Genomic DNA, 18558 nt, shown 5'->3' with positions numbered 1-18558 from the left:
AATGACGGGGTGGCGGATCAGTCGGGTCCGTGTTCGCCGCCGATGGACGTCTTCCATGCGCCGTCAGCGACAAGCCAGTGCGGCACGAACTTCACCGGAAACGGGGCATCCGTCTCGAAGAGGCTCATGCCGAAGACCTGGGAGACCTCCCGATAGGCGCCGTCCACAAGTCGCAGTTCGAGTAGTCCTGGCTTGTCCGCCAGGGGGTTGATGATCCAGTAGGACTCGATCCCGAACTTCTCGTACTCGGACCGTTTCGTGTGGTTGTCCCGGAAAATGCTGTCCGGAGAGACGACTTCCACGGCCAACAATGGAGGCCGGGTGAAGTACGGCTCCTCGAAGTCCTCCTCCCGGAACACGGCGACGTCGGGGATCCGGTGGTCAGTGCGGTCAGCGTTAAAGTTCACCCCGGGCCCCGTCTGCACCTCGTATCCGTCAGGCGCAATGCCCGTCAGGTGATAGGACAGCCGTGTTTCGATGCGGGTATGCAGGGAGACCGGTGCGGGCGACACGTCAAGCCTCCCGCCGACCAGCTCGTACCGCCTCCCGTCGTCGGGCATCCGCTGCAGGTCCTCTACTGTTAACGGACGCTGCTGCGGCTCGGACCTTCCTATGGTCATGACAGACATAGTGCCTCCTTGGTTACATGAGGGCCAGTGTTCCGACGGCCCGGCTGGTTACCGGCGAGTTCACGAGATAAGGATCGAAAACGCGTTCGCAGGTACCAGCCGAAATTCAACTGAGGGCCGCGCGGCGTTCGTCTAGACACAGGGGACACATGGTTACACTCCGCTTCGGCATCGCAACACCAGGTGGCGTCCGCCGTTCGGAGGTTGTTCTGTGTCCAGCCGTTTCGGCACGGCGCGAGCGTTCTTGTCCGCGCTGGTCATCCCCCTCCTCCTGGTTCTCCTCTCGCCCGCGGCTGTCGCCGATGTCGTGGACGCGCTGGGTGCAGAGACGTCGCGGTCGCAGCCTGTCGCTCCGGGGATGGTGCTCACCTCGACCGAGGTGCGCGAAGAGCCCGATGGGACGACCGCGCGTCGACAGCACTTCAGTACGCTCAGCGTCGATCTCGACGATGGTGGGGGCGCGACCATCGGGTACGTCGACAGCGGGACCGTGACCGGTGCGGCTCCCCTGCCGCAGATGGTGAAGCCCCATGACACCGCCGTGGCCGCCGTCAACGGGGACTACTTCGACATCAACCTCTCCTCCGCGCCGATTGGCGCCGCTGTTCGTGACGGGCGCGTGTTGAAGTCGCCCACGGGGACGCATGTGAACGCCGCGACGTTTGAGTCTGATGGAACCGGGCGGATCCAGCGGGTGCGCTTCACCGGGTCGGCCACTCTGCCCAGCGGGCCGTTACGGATCGACCGGTTGAACAGCCACGAGATTCCCGACGACGGCGTCGGCGCCTTCACCTCCGACTGGGGTGAGCACCCGCGCGAACGCGCCACCCGGGACGCCGAGCGCGTCACCGAGCTGGAGATCACCGACGGTGTTGTGCGCGACGTCCGTGACAAGCCCGGCAGCGGGGACATCGGTCCCGGCACGACCATGCTCGTCGGCGTGGACACAGCGGCCGACCGGTTGGAGCAGGTCGACGAGGGGGACGCGGTCGCGCTGGACTACGACCTCACCGCCGATGGCGTCCGGCCGCATACCGCCGTGGGCGGACGCCATGTCCTCCTTCGCGACGGGCGGGTGACCGCCCCCGACGATGCCTCGCGCCACCCGCGCACCGCCATCGGATTCTCCGCCGATGGGCGCCGGATGTACCTGATGACCGCGGACGGCCGGACAGCGCGAACACCGGGGGCGACGCTGCGCGAGATGGCGAGGCGGATGCTGCGCGCCGGGGCCGCGGACGCCCTCGAACTCGACGGCGGCGGGTCCTCGACGCTGCTGGCCCGCGAGCCCGGCGCGACCGCGCCCGGTGTCCGGAACCGCACCGGTGGACTCTTCCGCGCGGTTCCCAACGGGCTGGTCGTGCTCTCCCCTCCCGGCTCCGGGAAGGTGCGCGGCGTCTGGATCCGCCCCCGCGTCCAGTCGCGACCGCCGCGCGGTTCCGCCCTTCCCCGCCAGGCCGACCCCTACCGCGTCTTCTCCGGGCTGCGGCGCGCCCTCGTCGCCACGACGCACGACGAGGCCTACGGCCCCGTCCGCTACCCCCGCCCCGAAAGTCTGCGCTGGTCGGCGTCGAACGGGACGGTCTCCGGCAGCCGGGACGTCCGGTACACCGCCGACGCGCCGGGCACGGCGACGGTCACCGCACGGTGGGGACCGATGCGCGGAACAATCGAGTTGGAGGTGCTGCCCGGTCCCCAGCGGATCACGGCCGCACCCGCCTCACTCGCCTTCCCCGACACCTCGCAGTCCGCCCGGTTCGTGCTGACCGGTGTCGCTCCCGACGGCGCCCGCGCCCCCATCGCGCCGGATGACGCCGTCCTCGACTTCGATCCCGAGCTGGTCGACGTCGCTCCCCAGGCCGACGGGACCTTCCGCGTCGAGCCCCGGGCCGAGCGCGGCACCGGCGAGATCGCGATCTCGGTCGCCGGGTCGGACGGCGGTGCGCGGACCGTCGTTCCCGTCCGCCTCGGCACGGTGACCGAACCGGTCTCCGGATTCGACGACGCGGCGCGGTGGACGGCTTCCGCCGCACGCGCCGAGGCGTCGGTACGCCCGGTACCCGGCCACTCGGGCGACGGCCTCGCCCTCACCTACGACTTCACCCGCTCCCAGGGCACGCGCGCCGCCTACGCCCACCCGCCCGCCCCCATCCGGCTCGACCGGCAGGCCTTCTCGTTCGGTCTGCGGGTGCGCGGGGACGCGCAGGGCGCCGGGACCGCCCTCACGGTCGTCGACGCCGAGGGGCGCACGCACACGCTGCGCGGCCCGGAAATCGACTGGAGCGGTTGGCGGAAGATCGAGTTCCCGGTCCCGCAGGGCGTCGCCCATCCGCTCACCTTCACGCGGATCTACGTGTATGAGACGCGGGCGGAGCGTGCCTACCGCAGCGACGTGGTGTTCGACGAGCTCACGGCCACACTCGCGGTCGACGACTGACCCATGGCCGACGACCCCGCCCCGAACTATGACCCCGGTCACATACCGCTTGGTCGGTGCACGCTAGAGTCGGCCGCAGGCCGCGCCCGGCCGTCGTCCTCGAGACCGGTAGTTCCATCCGACCGTGGGGAGCGCAGCAGACCATGCGGAAGTTCGCCGACATCTCCGAACTCGTCGCCGCCGAGGGTGAGCACCTGGGCCACAGCGACTGGCTCACCGTCACCCAGGACCGGATCGACCGCTTCGCCGACGCCACCGGCGACCACCAGTGGATCCATGTCGACGCCGAGCGCGCCGCGGAGGGCCCCTTCGGCCGCACGATCGCGCACGGCTACCTCACCCTCTCCCTCCTCGCCTACTTCGGACCGCGCGTCTACACGCTGGAGAAAGCCCCGAAGATGGGCATCAACTACGGCCTGAACAAGGTCCGCTTCCTGCAGCCGGTGACCGAGGGTGCGCGCGTCCGCGACGGGATCGAACTGGTCGAAGTCAAGGAGACCGACAAGGGGCTCCTGCTGACGCTGCGGCACGAGGTGGAGATCGAGGGCGGGGAGCGCCCTGCTCTCGTCGCCGAGGCTCTGGTCCTGGTCGTTCCCTGAGTCGTGGCCCACTCCCCCCTCTGATCCACATCACCCCAGGTCACGTCGGCGTGTCGCGTGTCGGACACCGAGCGCGCACGCCGATGATAATTCACCATTGACGGGCTAAAAATCCGGCAAATCGCCCCAAATCACCCCTTGGCGAGGAACTAGCCTTTTCGGGGTTCCGCGGTGCGTTCCCGCACCGCCGACCTTTCGAAGACGTTCGCACCCCGCCGCTCCGGCGTGTCAACACACGGCAAAGAGCCCAAAGCAGACGGTACGTCGTGTCGCCGCCCTGATACCCCCCGTGTTCAGCTGGCCCCGGCGAGGGTGCACGGGGGATACCAAAGGGGAGAACATGGCCGAGGAGCCGCGCTGTCCAGCCTCCAGTGACCGCGAGCTGGGCATGGACGCGAAGATCAGCCGACGCGATTTCTTCGACGGGGTCGCCGCGACCGCCGTCGCCGGAGCGGCGGTGACGGCACTCGCCGGATGCGCGCCGGGCGGCGACCGCCCGTGGGCCGCCAGCCCCGCCTCGCCCGTCGCGGTGCCCGACGGCGCCGACTACCCGCCGGAGCTGACCGGCCTGCGCGGCAACACCCCGCAGGCGCTGAGCATCCCGCACGCCATCCGCGACAACCGCCTCGGCAGCGTCACCAACACCGCCTCCGTCGAGGACACCGGCGAGCACTACGACCTGGTGGTCGTCGGCGCCGGAATCAGCGGGCTGGCCTCCGCCTACTTCTACCGGAAGCGCAACCCGGGCGCGAAGGTCCTCATCCTCGACAACCACGACGAGTTCGGCGGGCACGCGCGGCGCAACGAGTTCCACCCCGAGGGCCGCGACCAGGTCCTCATCGGCTACGGCGGCACCCAGGCCATCGACACCCCCTCCGTGTACAGCACGGAGGCCAAGGGCCTCCTCACGGACCTCGGGATCGACCTCAAGAAGTTCGAGAAGTACTTCGACCAGAAGTTCTACGACAAGTTCAAGCTGGCCGAGGAAGGCGACACCGTCTTCTTCCGCTACGAGGACTTCGGCCGCGACCACCTCGCCGTCCGCTCCAAGGACATGTCCACCGAGGACTGGCTCGCCGACGCCCCGCTGACCGACGAGGGCCGCGCCGACCTCGTCACCCTGCTCGACAAGCCCGAGGACTGGATGCCGGGCCTGAGCGACGACGAGAAGAAGACCCGTCTCGCCGAGACGACCTACACCGACTACCTCCGCGACATCGCCGGCATGGGCGAGGAGGCGGTGAACTTCTGCCGCTCCCTGACCAGCGACGAGTGGGCCGTGCCCGCCGCCGACTGGAGCGCCCTGGACGCGTGGGCCGACGGCTACCCCGGCTTCGACGGCCTCAACCTCGACGACTCCACGGCGCACCGGCTCAACGCCTTCTCGGTGCAGCGCTTCTGGGGCCACGAGGACCCGTACATCTACCACTTCCCCGACGGCAACGCGAGCATCGCGCGGCTGCTGGTGCACCGCCTCATCCCCAACTCCGTGCCGGGCAAGGACACGCTCGACATGGACAGCGTCGTGCTCGCCGAGTTCGACTACACCGAGCTCGACAAGCCGGACAACGACGTCCGGCTGCGGCTGGCCTCGCCCTGCACCAACCTCCAGCACGACGGAAGTCCGGACGCCGCCGACCGCGTGCTCGTCACCTACCACAGCACCGACGGCAAGCTGCACCGGGCAACGGCCACGCACGTCGTCATGGCCGCCTGGCACGTCATGGGCCAGTTCCTCATGACCGAGCTGCCCAGCACCCAGCGCATCGCCATGAAGGACGCCTCGAAGCAGCCGCTGATCTACGCCAACGTCGTGGTCAAGAACTGGCAGCCGTGGGTGGAGCTGGGCATGCGGCACATCCGCTTCTCCAGCGGCGACTGGGCCGTCGCCCAGCTCGACTACCCCGTCAGCCTGGGCGGCTACAAGCACCCGCAAGACCCCGACGAGCCCATCATCATCCAGATGATCGGGGTGCCCTCCCCCGAGGGCATGGCCCCGGCCAAGGCCGCGATCGCCGCCCGGCACAATATCCTGCACATCCCCTTCGAGGGCTATGAGCGCAGCATCCGCCAGACGCTCAACCGCGCGCTCGGCGACGGCGGCTTCGACGCCAAGCGCGACATCGAGGCGATCACCGTCAACCGGTGGGGGCACGGCTACGCCCGCGAGTACGCGCGCCCGTTCGACCGGTTCTGGCCGGACGGCCCCACCCCGGCCGAGACAGCCCGCCGGAAGCTCGGCCGCATCGCCATCGCCAACTCCGACGCCGCTCCCAACGCCTACACCGACACCGCCATCGACCAGGCGCACCGCGCGGTCGGCGAACTCCTCGACTCCTGACGCGACGCGACACGGGAATCGGGGCGTAGTGCCGTTCTGACGGTGGGAGCCGCGGCTCCCACCGTCAGAACACGTCGGCGTTCCGCGTGAAGACCCGCGCGCCCTTCTCCACCGTCTCCGGGCGGCAGGACAGCTCGGGGTAGGCGGCCAGCCACCGGTCGCTCAGGTCGCGCTCGGCGCGGCGCACGGTGTCGTCCAGGACGATGACCGCGTCGGTCGCGCAGTGCGGTAGGAGCGCGGGGACGGCCGGGTAGCGGGCCTGCGGGGCCGTGGCCTCGGGCGGCCCGTCCACGAACACCAGGCCGATCTCCTTGAGGTCGGCCACCGCCTTCAGGTCGTACCAGGGCTGGGCGGCGTCCTCGGCCGTCCCGTCCTCGGGCACCCAGTCGGTCAGCGGCGCGTGCCGGATGTCGACGATGTCGTCGAGCCCGTGCGCGGTGACGAGTTCCCGGGACAGCTCCGCGAAGCGCTCCTCGTGCTCCAGCGCGACCAGGCGCCCGCTGCCCAGCCGCCGCAGCGCGTAACCGAGCCAGACGTTGGAGGAGCCGCTGCCGCACTCCACCACGAGGTCCGGCCGCCGCTCGTCGATGATGCGGACCAGCAGCCGCAGCACGTCCGGCGAGGCGGCCCAGCCGCGCAGCGGCGGCATGAACGGGCCGGGCTGGAGGTAGTCCCGCAGCTCGGTCCAGGCGACCTGCTGCTCGTAGTCGTTGCGGCCCTGCGTGTTGACGGTCCGGACCACGTCCCGGCTGAGCTTCGGCAGTGTCTCGTCGCGCAGCCGCGCGAGCCCCGCCGTCACCTCCTCGAACGACGCTCCGGTCCGGGCCTGGTGCTCCTCGACCGCCCGCACGGTCTCCCCCGTGCGCGCCTCCAGCTCCCTGCTGAGCAGGTTCACCCGCCGCGCGAGCCGCCGCACCATGACCGCCACGGCGGCCACCGCCGCCCCGACGACGCCCGTCGCGGCCAGCCCCACCGCGGTCCCCGCGTCGAGCAGGCCCAGCGCCGCGAGCGCCGCGAACACGAGGGCGCCCAGCGCCCCCGCCCCGACCACGTACAGCAGGAGCCGGGACCGCAGGAACCGCAGCATGAGACCTCCAGTGTGGTCAGGCCCGCCCCTGTGGGACGGCCGAACGTCGGGGGATCCCGCGTCGACGCCGCGCACACGGGCCACGGGGCGCGTCCACCCTCCACCGGGCGGCGCGGCACGGCGGGTACGCGGCTGACAGTAGCCCACCGAAACGCCCCCTGAGCAGCCCCCACGCCCTTGGGAAACGACCCCGCGGAGTAATTCCCCGCGTGTTCACCCACCAATCACCCCCCTCTCCCCAGCGGTCCACCGCCGGTCCATCAGGGCGCCGTGGGCGCCGACGGCGGTGGGGCGGGGCGGGGATCACCCGCGCGCATGGCGTCGGCGGCCGCGCCGAACCGCTAAGTTGGGGCGGGTCATGCTGAACGATGCCGACGAAACGCCTCACCCCGCCGGGGGCGAAGGGACCGCCGGGGACGGCGGGGACGGCCCCCGCGGCGCCTCCGGGGACCTGGACCGGCTGCGGCTCTACAGCTACCTCAGCGCGCCGGAGCGCCGGACCTACCTGGCGATCATGCGCCTCTTCACCTCCACGCTGCTGGCCGACCTCGGCGCCGGGGAGGTCGCCGCTGCCCTGGCCGCGGCCGAGCGTCGCGGCGAGATCGACGAGGGCGAGTCGCGCCCGGAGACCGTCGTCGACCGGTTGGAGCAGCTGGCCCGCTGGGGGAACCTGGTGCCCGGGCGGCGGGAACCCGCCGCGTCCATCGCCGAGTTCACCCGCAGCCGCGTCCGCTACCAGGTCGCCAAGCTCGCCATGCGCGTGCAGCGCGACGTCGACGGCATGCTCACCGTCGCCGAGGGCGCCCGCGAGGTCTCGCGCGAGCTGCTGCCCGCCATCGAGCAGGGGCTCGCCGACATCCAGCGCACCCTGGGCGAGCTGCTGGCCGCCGAGCACGGCCGCGGCCCTGAGGCGACCTCGGTGCGCACCCTGCGCGAGCAGCTCGCCCAGCAGGTCACCACGCTGTTCCTGCAGCACGACGAGTTCGCCGCGGCGGTCCGCGACTTCTACGCCTACCTCGGCTCGGTGATCGCCCGCTACGATCTCGCGCCGGCCGAGATGTCGGGCTTCAAGCACATGCTGCTGGAGTACGTCGAACTCATCGCCAAGGACGTGCTGCGCCACTCCGAGCCGATCGTGGAGCGGCTGAGCACCCTCAACCGGCAGCGGAGCCAGCTGCTGGCCCTGCTCGGCACCGGTGAGCTCGGCACCCGCGCAGCCGACTCCGGCGCGCCGCCCTCCGCCACGGACGACTCCGGCAACGTGCTCGTCCCCCGCGAGACGCGCAGCGGCCAGACCGAACTCATGGAGCGCTCCCCCGGCCGGCGCGCCGCCGACTGGGACGGGCTGACGGGCTGGTTCATCGGCCGCCCCGGCCGCCCCTCGGAGGTCGACGGCCTGCGCGACGCCACCAGCCGCGCCATCACCGCCCTGCTCGGCAACGTCAAGCGCGCCACCGGGGTGGGCGGTGTCGACCCCGGGCGCCGCCGCGACCTGCTGACACTGGCCGGGTGGTTCGACGCGGCGACACCCGAGGCCGCGCACGACCTGTTCGCCGCGGCGTTCGGCCTGTTCTCCGCGCGGCACCTGGCCCTGGCCAACGAGGACGACACCCCCGACCCCGGCCGCACCTGGGCCGAGGGCGGCCAGGTGGACGTCGAGGTCAACGTCCGCACACGCGGCGAGCGCGCGCCCGCGGGCCAGCTGCCGCGCCTCAGCGACGACCCCCTGGGCCGCGCCGAGCTGCTGGAGGAAGAGGACCGCCGCAAGCGCCGCCGCGACGCCGCGGTCAACGAGCTGGCCGCGGCCGGTTCCGACCTCGCCGGGGCGCGGCTCTCGGGCGACGCCCTGGAACTGTTCTGCGAGCTGCTGACCCTGGCCGGCGCCTCCCGCGACGTGCCCAGCGAACCGGGCAGCGCCGGTGACCCGATCACCGGTCTGACCCTGCTGCTGGAGCCGCGCCCCGATGGCGGTGCCGCCCGCATCGGCTCGGCGCTGGGGACGCTCGAACTGCACGGCGTGGACGTGCGCCTGCGGGTCGGCGAGGCGCTGGAGGTGCACGACGCCCCCGCGGCGGAGGGTGCCGATACCGCAGACGAGGAGGCCCGACGGTGAGCCGCAGGGATCCGCTGGGGTCGCCCGAAAAGGCCGCCTTCGGCGGACTGGACGCCATCGAGGCCGCCCAGGTGCGCCGGTGCGCGCGGGTGCTGCTGCGCCGCCCGCTGCTGCGCGCCGACGGCCCCGACGGCGACGCGCTTCCGGCGATGCGCCGCTACGCCGACCGGCTGCAGGCGCTGTTCGCCGGGTACCTCGGCTACCGGCTGGTCATCGAGCCGACGTTCGCCCGGCTGTACAAGACCGGACGCACGCCCGACGGCGTGCGCGGCGCGCACAAGCACAACGGCGCCCCCTTCACCCCGCGCGGCTACGCCTACCTGGCCCTGGTGCTGGCCGCCCTCACCGGCGGCGGGCGGCAGCTCCTGCTGTCCGGGCTGGTCGCCGACGTGCGCGCGGCCGGGACCGAGGCCGGGCTGGACCTGGGCACGGGCATCGTGGACCGGCGCGCCCTCGCCGCGGCCCTGCGGCTGCTGATCGACCTGGGTGTGCTCACCGAGACCGACGGCAGTGTCGCCCCGTGGGCCGACGACGCGAGCCGCGAGGCGCTGCTCACCGTCGACCTGGAGCTGCTGGGCCATCTGGTCGCGGCGCCGCTGGGGCGCTTCCCCTCGGCCGAGGCGCTGAGCCGGTCAGCGGGCGCGGGCGCCGAGGAGCGCCACCGCGTGCGCCGCCGCCTGGTCGAGGACCCGGTCGTGCTCGCCTCCGGCCTGGCCCCCGAGCAGTGGGACTGGCTGCGGACCAACCTGCGCTCCGAGGCGCACCTGCTGGAGGAGCTGCTGGGCCTGCGCCTGGAGGTGCGCTCGCAGGGCGTCCTGGCCGTCGACCCCGAGGGCTACCTCACCGACCGCGTCTTCCCCGGGACCGGCACCATCGCCCGCATCGCGCTGCTGGCCGCGGCCGAGCTGCTGGCGGACGGGTCGTCGGACGCGGCCGACGGCGCGGACACGGCCGCGGCCCCATGCGAGGCCGACGGCGAGGAGGGCGCGGCACCGGCGCCGGACGGCTCCGCCGCCACCGACGGCGGGCCATGGACCACGGTCTCCCTCGACCGCCTGGGCACGGTCGTGGCAGGCTTGGTCGAGCGTTATCCGCAGGCGTGGTCGAAGGACGCCGTCCGCGACACCCGCCGGCTGGCCCGCTCGGTCGCCGACACTCTGGCCCAGTCCGGGCTCGCCCGGCGGAGCCCCGGCGGCCTGGTGCAGATCAGCCCGGCCGCCGCCCGCTACCGCCCCGTCCCCGACGGCCCGCCCGGCACCGACGCGCCCGGCGACGGCGATTCGCCCGACCCCGCACCGGCGGCCGACGACGCCCAGGACTCCCTGTTCTCCCTGTGACCCCGCCCGACGGGCACACGACGATCGAGTAAGGACCGATGTGAGCACCGGACATGCGGCCGCCCGGCCCCGCGAGCGCTGGCAGCTGCACCGCGGCGGCGTGGTCAACATCTGGCAGTACCGCGACGAAGAGTTCGACCTGTCCGGAGGCCGGGTCATCTTCAAGGGCACCAACGGCTCGGGCAAGTCGCGCACCCTGGAGCTGCTGCTCCCCCTCTGCCTCGACGGCGACCTGCGCAACATGGGCTGCAAGGGCTTCGACACCGTCAGCATGAGCCGCCTCATGCTCGACGACTACACCGCGGGCACCCTGCGGCTCGGATACGCCTGGATCGAGCTGCGCCGCACCCTGGACGACGGGTCCGAGGACTTCCTCACCTGCGGGATCGGCGTGAAGGCCAGCGCGTCCAGCCGCCAGATCAGCGACTCCTGGCGGTTCATCACCCCGCTGCGGGTGAACAAGGACTTCGCGCTGATGGAGCAGGACCGGCCCATCACCCAGGCGCGCCTGCGCGAGCACATCGGCGAGGACGCCGTGGTCGGTGCCCAGGAGGCGTTCCAGCAGCGGGTGGCGGCGGCCGTCTACGGCATCACCGGCGGCAACCGCTACACCGACCTGCTGCACCTCCAGCGGACCCTGCGCAACCCCGACATCGGCCTGAAGGTGCTCCAGGGCCAGCTGGAGCAGCTCCTCTCCGACGCGCTCCCGCCCGTCGACCCCGACGTCATCGCGCGCACCGCCACCGGCCTGGACAACCTCGAAGGCGTCCGCCGCAACGTCGCCCGGCTGCGCCAGGCCGACTCCGCTCTGGACGAGTTCCTCACCGGCTACCGCGACTACGCGCGCGGCGTGCTGGCCGACCGCGCCAGCCGGCTGGCGACGGCCGAGAAGGGGCGGGAGCGGGCCGCCAACCGGCGCGCCAAGCGGGACAAGGAACGCGCCGCCGCCGAGGCGGACCTGCGCCAGGCCGAGCTGGACCGCGACGCCGCGAACGAGCGGCTGGAGCAGGTCCAGACCGAGCTGGAGGCGCTGAAGGCCTCCCCCGCCTACGGCGCCCTCGGCGACCTGGAGGACAAGCAGGCGACCGTGGAGTCCCAGCGCCGGCACGTCGAGGCGGCGCTGGCCAACGCCGAGGGACTGCGCTCCACCGAGGAGCAGTCGATCGGCGCCATCGAGCGCTCGGCCGCCCTCGCGGTCCGTATCGGCGAGGGGGTGGCGTCGGGCGCCGCCGAGGCCCGCGAGTCGCTGGGCGCGATCGGCGTCCCCTCGGCTCTGGGCGCGTTGCCGCCCCTCCTGCCGGCCCTGGAGCGCGACGAGGAGGCCCGTAGGGTGCTCCTCTCCCCGGAGCCGGACGCCCGGCCCGAAGAGCTGTACCGGGCCGCCGCTCCCACCATCGACGTCGAGGCGCTGGAGAGCGGCGCCGCCCAGGCCGCCGAGAGCGTCGCGACGGCCGCCGACGCGGCGGCCGAACGCGCCCCGCTGCTGGGCGGCCTCCGGTCCCAGGCCGAGCGGCTGGTCGAGGAGGAGACCCGCCTGTCGCGGCTGGCCGAGGGCGCCGCGCGCAGCGCGGAGGACGCCGCCGAGGCCGGGCGCCGGGCGCGGGAGAGCGAGGAACGGCTGCTCGCGCTCGCCGGGCAGTGGGCGCACGCCGTGGAGCGCTGGCACGACGAGGCGCTGCCGCCCGGCGACCGCCCCGCCACCGGAGAGCTGCCTCCCGTCCCCGAGGCCGACGAGGTGGCCACCGACCCCGACGCGTTCCGCGACGCCCACCGCGAGGTCCGGGCGGCGCTCCAGCCGCGCGTTCGCGCCGTACAGCACGCCGCCGTCATGGCCGAGCAGCGTCTCGCCGAGGCCGACGCGGAGCGCACCCGGCTGCGGTCCGACCTGGCCGGGCTGCGCGAGGCCGCCGAGGTCGAACTTGCCGACCCCGCCCTGACCACGGCCGAGCGCGATCCGAGCGCGGGGGCTCCCTTCTACCGGGTGGTCGACTTCCGTTCCGGGGTCCCCGACGCCGAGCGCGCCGCCCTGGAGGCGTCCCTGCACGCCTCCGGCCTGCTCAACGCATGGGTCACCCGGGACGGCGGCCCGCTGCCTGACAACGGGGAGCACGACACCTGGGCGGAGCCCGGCGCCCCCGTCGACGGGCCGTCGCTGGCCGACGTGCTGTGCCCGGCCGTCGGCACCGATGCGGAGAGCACCGTGTCGCGGGACGTGGTCGCCGCGCTGCTGTGCTCGGTGCCCCTACTGGACGCGCCCGCCGCGACCGGCCCGGCGGGCGCCCCGCTGAGCGTCGGCACGGACGGCCACTGGCGGTCGGGGGTCCTGCGCGGGCGGCACACCAAGGCCGCGGCCGAGCACATCGGTGCCGGAGCCCGCGAGCAGGCCCGCCGCAAGCGCGTGGAGGAGCTGGAGGCCGAGCTGGCCCGGCTGGAAGAGCGGGTCGCTGAGCTGCGCGACTCGCTGAGCGGCGCCCAACAGCTCGAACAGGCCTGGCACGGCTGCCTGGACTCCTTCCCGGACATCGCCGAGGTGCTGCGCGCCCACATCGAGACGCAGTCCCGTCGCTCGGCCGCCCGCCGCGCCGCGTCCGACGCCGAGCAGGCCGAGGCCGAGCACGCCCAGGCCCGCGCCCGGCTCGGCGCCGAGCGCGCCGAACACCAGCGCGCCTGCGGCGAGCTGGGCGTCGGCAGCGGCCTGGAAGAACTGCGGGAGCTGTGCGAGCGTGCCCGCCGCGCGACCACCGCCCTGGAGGAGATCGCCCGGCTGCTGCGCCGGGACCTGCCCGAGGCGCTGCGGTCGGTGGCGGCGGCCCAGGCCGACCACAAGCGGACCGTTCGGGCGCGGGAGAAGGCCGAGTCCGACGCCGCCGAGACGCACCGCGCCTACGCCGAGGCGCACGCCGTTCTGGCGACGCTCCGTTCCAGCCTGGGGCGTGACGCCGAGCAGGTGAGCGAGGACGTGCGGCGGCTGGGCGAGGAGCGGCAGCGGCTGCGGTCCCAGGCGCCCAAGGCGCAGTCGGAGGTGGAGGGCCGGATCAAGGCGCTGGCCGATGCCGAGGCGCGGGTCGAGGCCACCGAGCGGGAGGTCGACGAGGCCGAGGGCAAGGTCGCCGATGCCGAGGACGCGCTGACCGACGCCGCCGACGTCGCGGGCGTATGGGAGGCGGCGACCGGCGCGGTCGAGCCGCCGTTCGAGCGCCCGGAGCTGCGCGCGGCCCTCACCGAGGCGCTGGAGGCGGCGGACGACGCCCCGGGCGACCCGGCGGCGCTGGAGCGCACCCTGATCTCCCGCATCCAACAGCTCCAGTCCGCCCTCGCCGGAACGCACGACGTGCAGGCCGACCGGGACCACGGCATCCTCACGGTCGCGGTCAGCGACGAGTCGGGAACCGCTCCGGTGGCGGCCACGGCCCGGCTCACCGCCGCGCGCCTCGCCCAGGCCGAGGAGAACCTGACCGACAGCGAGGAGCGCATCTTCGAGGAGTACCTGCTCGGCGACATCGCCGAGGAGCTGCACCGCCAGATCGGGTCGGCCGAGTCGCTCACCCGGCGGATGAACACCGTGCTGGAGGGCGCCCACTCCAGCCAGGGCGTGCGGGTGGAGCTGTCCTGGGAGCCGGCGCCGCACCTGGACCCCGCCGAGCGCTCGGCGTTCGCCCTGGCGAAGAAGTCGGTGGCGCGGCGCACCGCCGAGGAGAACGACCGGCTGCGCCGGGCGCTGATGGACCGCATCCGCGCCACCCGCGACGCGGGGCGCAGCAGTGGCTACACCGAGGTGCTGGCCGGTGCGCTGGACTACCGGCAGTGGTACACCTACCGGGTGCGGATCCACGACACGGGTCCGGACGGCAACCCGCGCGACCGCCGCGTTCGCCAGCTGTCCTCGGGAGAGACGCGCCTGGTGTCGTATGTGACGCTGTTCGCCGCGAGTGCGGCGTTCTACGACGCGTTGGAGACGGAGCTGGAGGGTCCGCTGCGGATGGTGCTGCTCGACGAGGCGTTCGAGCGGCTGGACGACCCCACGATCGCCCGGCTGCTGGAGCTGCTGGTCGACCTCGACATGGACTGGGCGATCACGTGGCCGTCGGGGTACGGCGTGTCGCCGAAGATCGACCGGATGCACATCTACGACATCCTCAAGCGCAAGGGCGCCTGGGGCGTGGCGTGCGCCCGCACCACGTGGAACGGCAGCGGATTCGAGCGTGCGGCGTGACCCCCCGCCGGTTCGGTCCGGTGCGTGGCCGGGTGGCGGGTTTATTCCCGGTTCCGGTTGTCGCAAGGGCGACACAGGATGACCGGGCCCTGGACTGATAGCTTTTCAGGGGCGAGAGTCTTCGCCCATCAAGCCTAGAAAAATCGTCTTGGGAAGGTGCGCACATGTCCGCGCCATATTCGCTTCCGGAGCTTCCGTACGACTACGCGGCTCTGGAGCCGTGGATCTCCGGTCAGATCATGGAGCTTCACCACGACAAGCACCACGCGGCGTACGTCGGGGGCGCCAACACCGCGCTGGAGAAGCTGGCCGAGGCCCGTGAGAAGGGCGACTTCGGCACGGTCAACATGCTCGAGAAGAACCTGGCCTTCAACCTCGCCGGGCACGTCAACCACTCGGTGTTCTGGCCGAACCTGTCGCCGGACGGCGGTGACAAGCCCGAGGGCGAGCTGGGCGCCGCGATCGACGACCAGTTCGGCTCGTTCGACGCCTTCCGCGCGCACTTCAGCGCCGTGGCCACCGGCATCCAGGGCTCCGGCTGGGCGATTCTGGCCTGGGACATCCTCGGCCAGAAGCTGATCATCGAGCAGCTCTACGACCACCAGGGCAACCTCGCCGCCGGGTCCTACCCGCTGCTCCTGCTCGACATGTGGGAGCACGCCTTCTACCTGCAGTACAAGAACGTCAAGGCGGACTACGTCAAGGCGTTCTGGAACGTCGTCAACTGGGCGGACGTGCAGCGTCGCTTCGAAGAGGCCCGCAAGGTGCAGCTGGCCTAGCAGGTCAGTACGGAAAAACGCGCAAGGGGCGGTACCGCCACGGCGGTACCGCCCCTAATGCGTCTCGCCCCTCCGTTGATCTCGGAGATAGTGGGGTCAGACGCCCAGCAGTCCGACGGCCTCGACCGCGGTGGACACGACGGGGTGGCCGGTGGTCTGCAACCGCTCGCGGTTCATCAGCCCGCTGGCGACGAGGATGGCGTTGGCGCCCGCCTCGCGGGCCGCGCGGGCGTCGTCGTCGATGTCGCCGATGAGCACCACGCTCGCCGGGTCGGCGCCCAGCTCCTCCATGTGGGCGGCGAGGTGGTCGGTCTTGGAGTCGTTCACCGTGCCGAACCGGCGCCCGTCGACGCGGGTGAAGTGGGGGCGCAGGCCGCGTTCGACGATCAGCTCGTTGACATGCCGGTCCGAGGCCATCGACAGCACCGACTGGGTGCCCCCGGCCGCGGCCCACTGGTGCAGCACGTCGGGCACGCCCTGGGCCAGCCCGCAGTCGGGCACCGCGGCCAGGTAATGGCGGTCGTAGATCTTGTTGACCCGCTCCCACTCCCCGTCGACGAAGGGGCGCTCCAGCAGCTCCTCGTAGCACTCCAGCAGGGGCCGCCGGAACACCGAGCGCCAGTAGTCCAGGTCGACCTGGGGCCGCCCGAACGCGACGCAGACCTCGTTGAGGGCCGCGAGGTTGGCGTGGTTGTCGTCGAGGAGCGTCCCGTTCCAGTCCCAGACGATGTGCTTGATCCCGGTCATCTGTTCGAATGCGTTGTGAGCCACCCCTGCACTTTAGGCGTTTCCGGCGCCTACATGATCCGCGGGTCTCTCTGCCTGCATTCCGCTGTCTAGAGACGTAATGGAGACCCCAGGGTTGTCGGCCGGTGACCGAAGTCCGGTGGGATGACGCCACCCCCGCTCCCCTCTCCAAGCGAGGAACAGCGCATGCGACACCCCCACCGCAGCACCGCCCGCGTCGGCTCCGTGGTCACCACCACAGCGGTCGTCGCGGGCCTCCTGGCCGCACCGGGCCTGGCCGACACCCCCGCCCCGCTGATCGAGGACGGCCGCACCCAGCCGGTCTTCGACTACGCCGACGCCGTCTACCACGAGGTCGACATCGAGACCGAGGCGGACAGCGACGGCGACGGCACCCCCGACACCGTCCGGATGCGCATCATGCGCCCCAAGGAGTCCGACGGCGGGCTGCGGGTGCCCACGATCATCGAACCCAGCCCCTACTGGTCCGACCTCAACGACGCCGAGATGTACGACGTCGACCTCGACGACGAGGACGCCGGGACCGTCCCGCGCACCCGGGGCGGTTCCCGGCCGGGCGGGCTGGCGGACACGGACGCCCCGGCCGACCCCGAGGAACTGCGAAGATCCGCGGCCGCGGGACCCGCCGCCAGCATGTCGAACTACTACGACAACTACTTCCTGCCGCGCGGCTACGCCGTCGCCCAGCTGGACAGCCTGGGCACCGGAGGCTCCACCGGCTGCCCCACCTCGGGCGCGCACAACGAGACACTGGGGATCAAGGCCGCCGTCGACTGGCTCAACGGCCGCGCCACCGGCCGCGACGCCGAGGGCAACGAGGTCACCGCCACCGACTGGTCCAGCGGCAACGTGGCCATGACCGGCATCTCCTACAACGGGACCCTGCCCGTGGCCGCCGCCACGACCGGAGTGGAGGGGCTGAAGACGATCGTCCCGCAGGGCGCCATCTCCTCCTGGTACGAGTACTACCGGGAGAACGGCGGCGTCGTCGCGCCCGGCGGCTACCAGGGTGAGGACACCGACGTCCTGGCCAAGCTCGTCTACACCCGCGAGGACCGCGAGATCTGCGGCTCGGTCATGGACGCGATCACCGAGGGCCAGGACCGCCGCAGCGGGGACTACAACGCGTTCTGGGACGAGCGGAACTACCGCAACGACGTCGGGGACATCTCCGCGAGCGTGTTCCTGGCGCACGGCCTCAACGACTGGAACGTCAAGACCGACCAGGCCCTGCGGATGTGGCGGGAGCTCGGCGAGCACGGCGTGCCGAGCAAGATGTGGTTGTACCAGGGCGGCCACATCAACCCGATGAACCTGCGCATGGAGGAGTGGCTGGACCAGCTGCACCGCTGGTTCGACTACTGGCTCTACGACCTGGACAACGGCATCATGGACGAGCCCGCGGTCGACGTCGAGAACGCCGATCTCAGCTGGTCCACGCAGGACGACTGGCCGACCGCCGGAACCGCTCCGCTGCGGCTGCACATGAACGCCGCCGAGGGGGCGGAGGACGCGACCGGCACCCTGGACCGCACACCTGAGCTGGGTCGGGGCCAGGAGGAGTCGTTCACCGACGCCGGGCGGACCGTCACCGCCGACACGCTGGCCACCGACCCCGGGGCCGCGGGAAAGAACGCGCTCGTCTACGTCTCCGACGAGCTCGACGAGGATGTCCGGGTCAACGGCTTCCCGAAGGTCTCGGTTCGGGCCGCGATGGACGGCGCTTCCCCGTTCCTGACCGCGCTGCTGGTCGACTACGGCACCGACACCCGGGCGACCGGCGCGGTTCGCTACGACCGCGACGCGCGGGTCTGCTACGGCGAGGGCATCCCGGAGGACCCCGGGTGCACCTACCGGAGCCGCCACAAGACCGAGACCAGCGACTACAAGATCGTCACGCGCGGCATCCTGGACGCCCGCAACCGCCTCTCCGCCGAGCGGCAGCGGCCGGTCGTCAGCGGCACGATGTACCGGTACTCGTGGGAGATGCAGGCCCAGGACTACGTGTTCAAGGCCGGGCACCGGATCGGTGTCGTGGTGATCTCGACCGACCACGACTACTCGCTGCGCTACCCGGCCGGGACCGAGGTCACCCTGGACACGAAGGCGTCGACGGTCACGCTCCCCGTCTCCGAGGGACGCGGCGGCTATCCGCGCTGACCGCACCCACGACCAGCGGCGGGCCCGGGGAGGGAACTTCCCCGGGCCCGCCGCCTGCCGTCACCTGGCGCCGCCCGGTGCGCGTGTGCGCCCGC

At 72.4% G+C, this 18558-nt stretch carries 11 protein-coding genes; 8 read left to right on the top strand and 3 right to left on the bottom strand.

The window, feature by feature from the left end; all coding sequences use genetic code 11:
• Positions 1-17: 17 nt before the first annotated feature.
• Positions 18-629, bottom strand: coding sequence for a Uma2 family endonuclease (locus CDO52_RS10975; protein WP_017617207.1), 612 nt, complete (start codon positions 627-629; stop codon positions 18-20).
• A 211-nt stretch (positions 630-840) separates the two neighbouring features.
• Here CDO52_RS10975 and CDO52_RS10970 point away from each other — a divergent pair, with 211 nt between their 5' ends.
• The 3 genes from CDO52_RS10970 (at position 841) to CDO52_RS10960 (ending at position 6006) form a co-directional block, all read left to right on the top strand.
• Positions 841-3066 carry a phosphodiester glycosidase family protein gene (locus tag CDO52_RS10970; protein ID WP_094932364.1) on the top strand — a complete coding sequence of 742 codons (2226 nt, stop codon included), beginning with the start codon at positions 841-843 and terminating at the stop codon, positions 3064-3066.
• 143 nt (positions 3067-3209) lie between these two features.
• Positions 3210-3665: a MaoC family dehydratase gene (locus tag CDO52_RS10965; RefSeq protein WP_017617208.1), complete on the top strand. Its 456-nt coding sequence runs from the start codon at positions 3210-3212 to the stop codon at positions 3663-3665.
• Between the two features lie 340 nt (positions 3666-4005).
• Positions 4006-6006, top strand: coding sequence for an FAD-dependent oxidoreductase (locus CDO52_RS10960; RefSeq protein ID WP_017617209.1), 2001 nt, complete (start codon positions 4006-4008; stop codon positions 6004-6006).
• 64 nt (positions 6007-6070) lie between these two features.
• On the opposite strand, the gene CDO52_RS10955 is transcribed toward CDO52_RS10960, so the two are convergent.
• The gene (locus CDO52_RS10955; protein WP_094932363.1) at positions 6071-7093 is read right to left on the bottom strand and encodes a class I SAM-dependent methyltransferase; all 1023 of its coding nucleotides are present in this window, start codon (positions 7091-7093) and stop codon (positions 6071-6073) included.
• Positions 7094-7451: 358 nt separating this feature from the next.
• Between CDO52_RS10955 and CDO52_RS10950 the strand changes: the two genes are divergently transcribed.
• From CDO52_RS10950 to CDO52_RS10935, 4 genes are all read left to right on the top strand, one after another.
• Positions 7452-9206: a DUF2397 domain-containing protein gene (locus tag CDO52_RS10950; protein WP_017617211.1), complete on the top strand. Its 1755-nt coding sequence runs from the start codon at positions 7452-7454 to the stop codon at positions 9204-9206.
• Positions 9203-10543, top strand: a complete 1341-nt coding sequence (locus CDO52_RS10945; RefSeq protein WP_198345846.1) for a TIGR02678 family protein — start codon at positions 9203-9205, stop codon at positions 10541-10543. The genes CDO52_RS10950 and CDO52_RS10945 overlap by 4 nt, the downstream gene beginning before the upstream one ends.
• A gap of 40 nt (positions 10544-10583) precedes the next feature.
• Positions 10584-14756, top strand: coding sequence for a TIGR02680 family protein (locus tag CDO52_RS10940; protein WP_094932362.1), 4173 nt, complete (start codon positions 10584-10586; stop codon positions 14754-14756).
• A gap of 164 nt (positions 14757-14920) precedes the next feature.
• The gene (locus CDO52_RS10935; RefSeq protein ID WP_017617215.1) at positions 14921-15535 is read left to right on the top strand and encodes a superoxide dismutase; all 615 of its coding nucleotides are present in this window, start codon (positions 14921-14923) and stop codon (positions 15533-15535) included.
• A 96-nt stretch (positions 15536-15631) separates the two neighbouring features.
• Here the strand turns inward: CDO52_RS10935 and CDO52_RS10930 are convergent, their stop codons facing one another.
• Positions 15632-16306: an HAD family hydrolase gene (locus tag CDO52_RS10930; protein WP_017617216.1), complete on the bottom strand. Its 675-nt coding sequence runs from the start codon at positions 16304-16306 to the stop codon at positions 15632-15634.
• Between the two features lie 162 nt (positions 16307-16468).
• Here CDO52_RS10930 and CDO52_RS10925 point away from each other — a divergent pair, with 162 nt between their 5' ends.
• Positions 16469-18463 (top strand): Xaa-Pro dipeptidyl-peptidase, encoded by a 1995-nt coding sequence (locus CDO52_RS10925; protein WP_017617217.1) that lies wholly within the window; start codon positions 16469-16471, stop codon positions 18461-18463.
• Positions 18464-18558 lie beyond the last annotated feature (95 nt).

The sequence above is a fragment of the Nocardiopsis gilva YIM 90087 genome, from assembly GCF_002263495.1.
Taxonomy (GTDB): domain Bacteria; phylum Actinomycetota; class Actinomycetes; order Streptosporangiales; family Streptosporangiaceae; genus Nocardiopsis_C; species Nocardiopsis_C gilva.
This window is presented reverse-complemented; position numbering and strand designations above follow the sequence as displayed.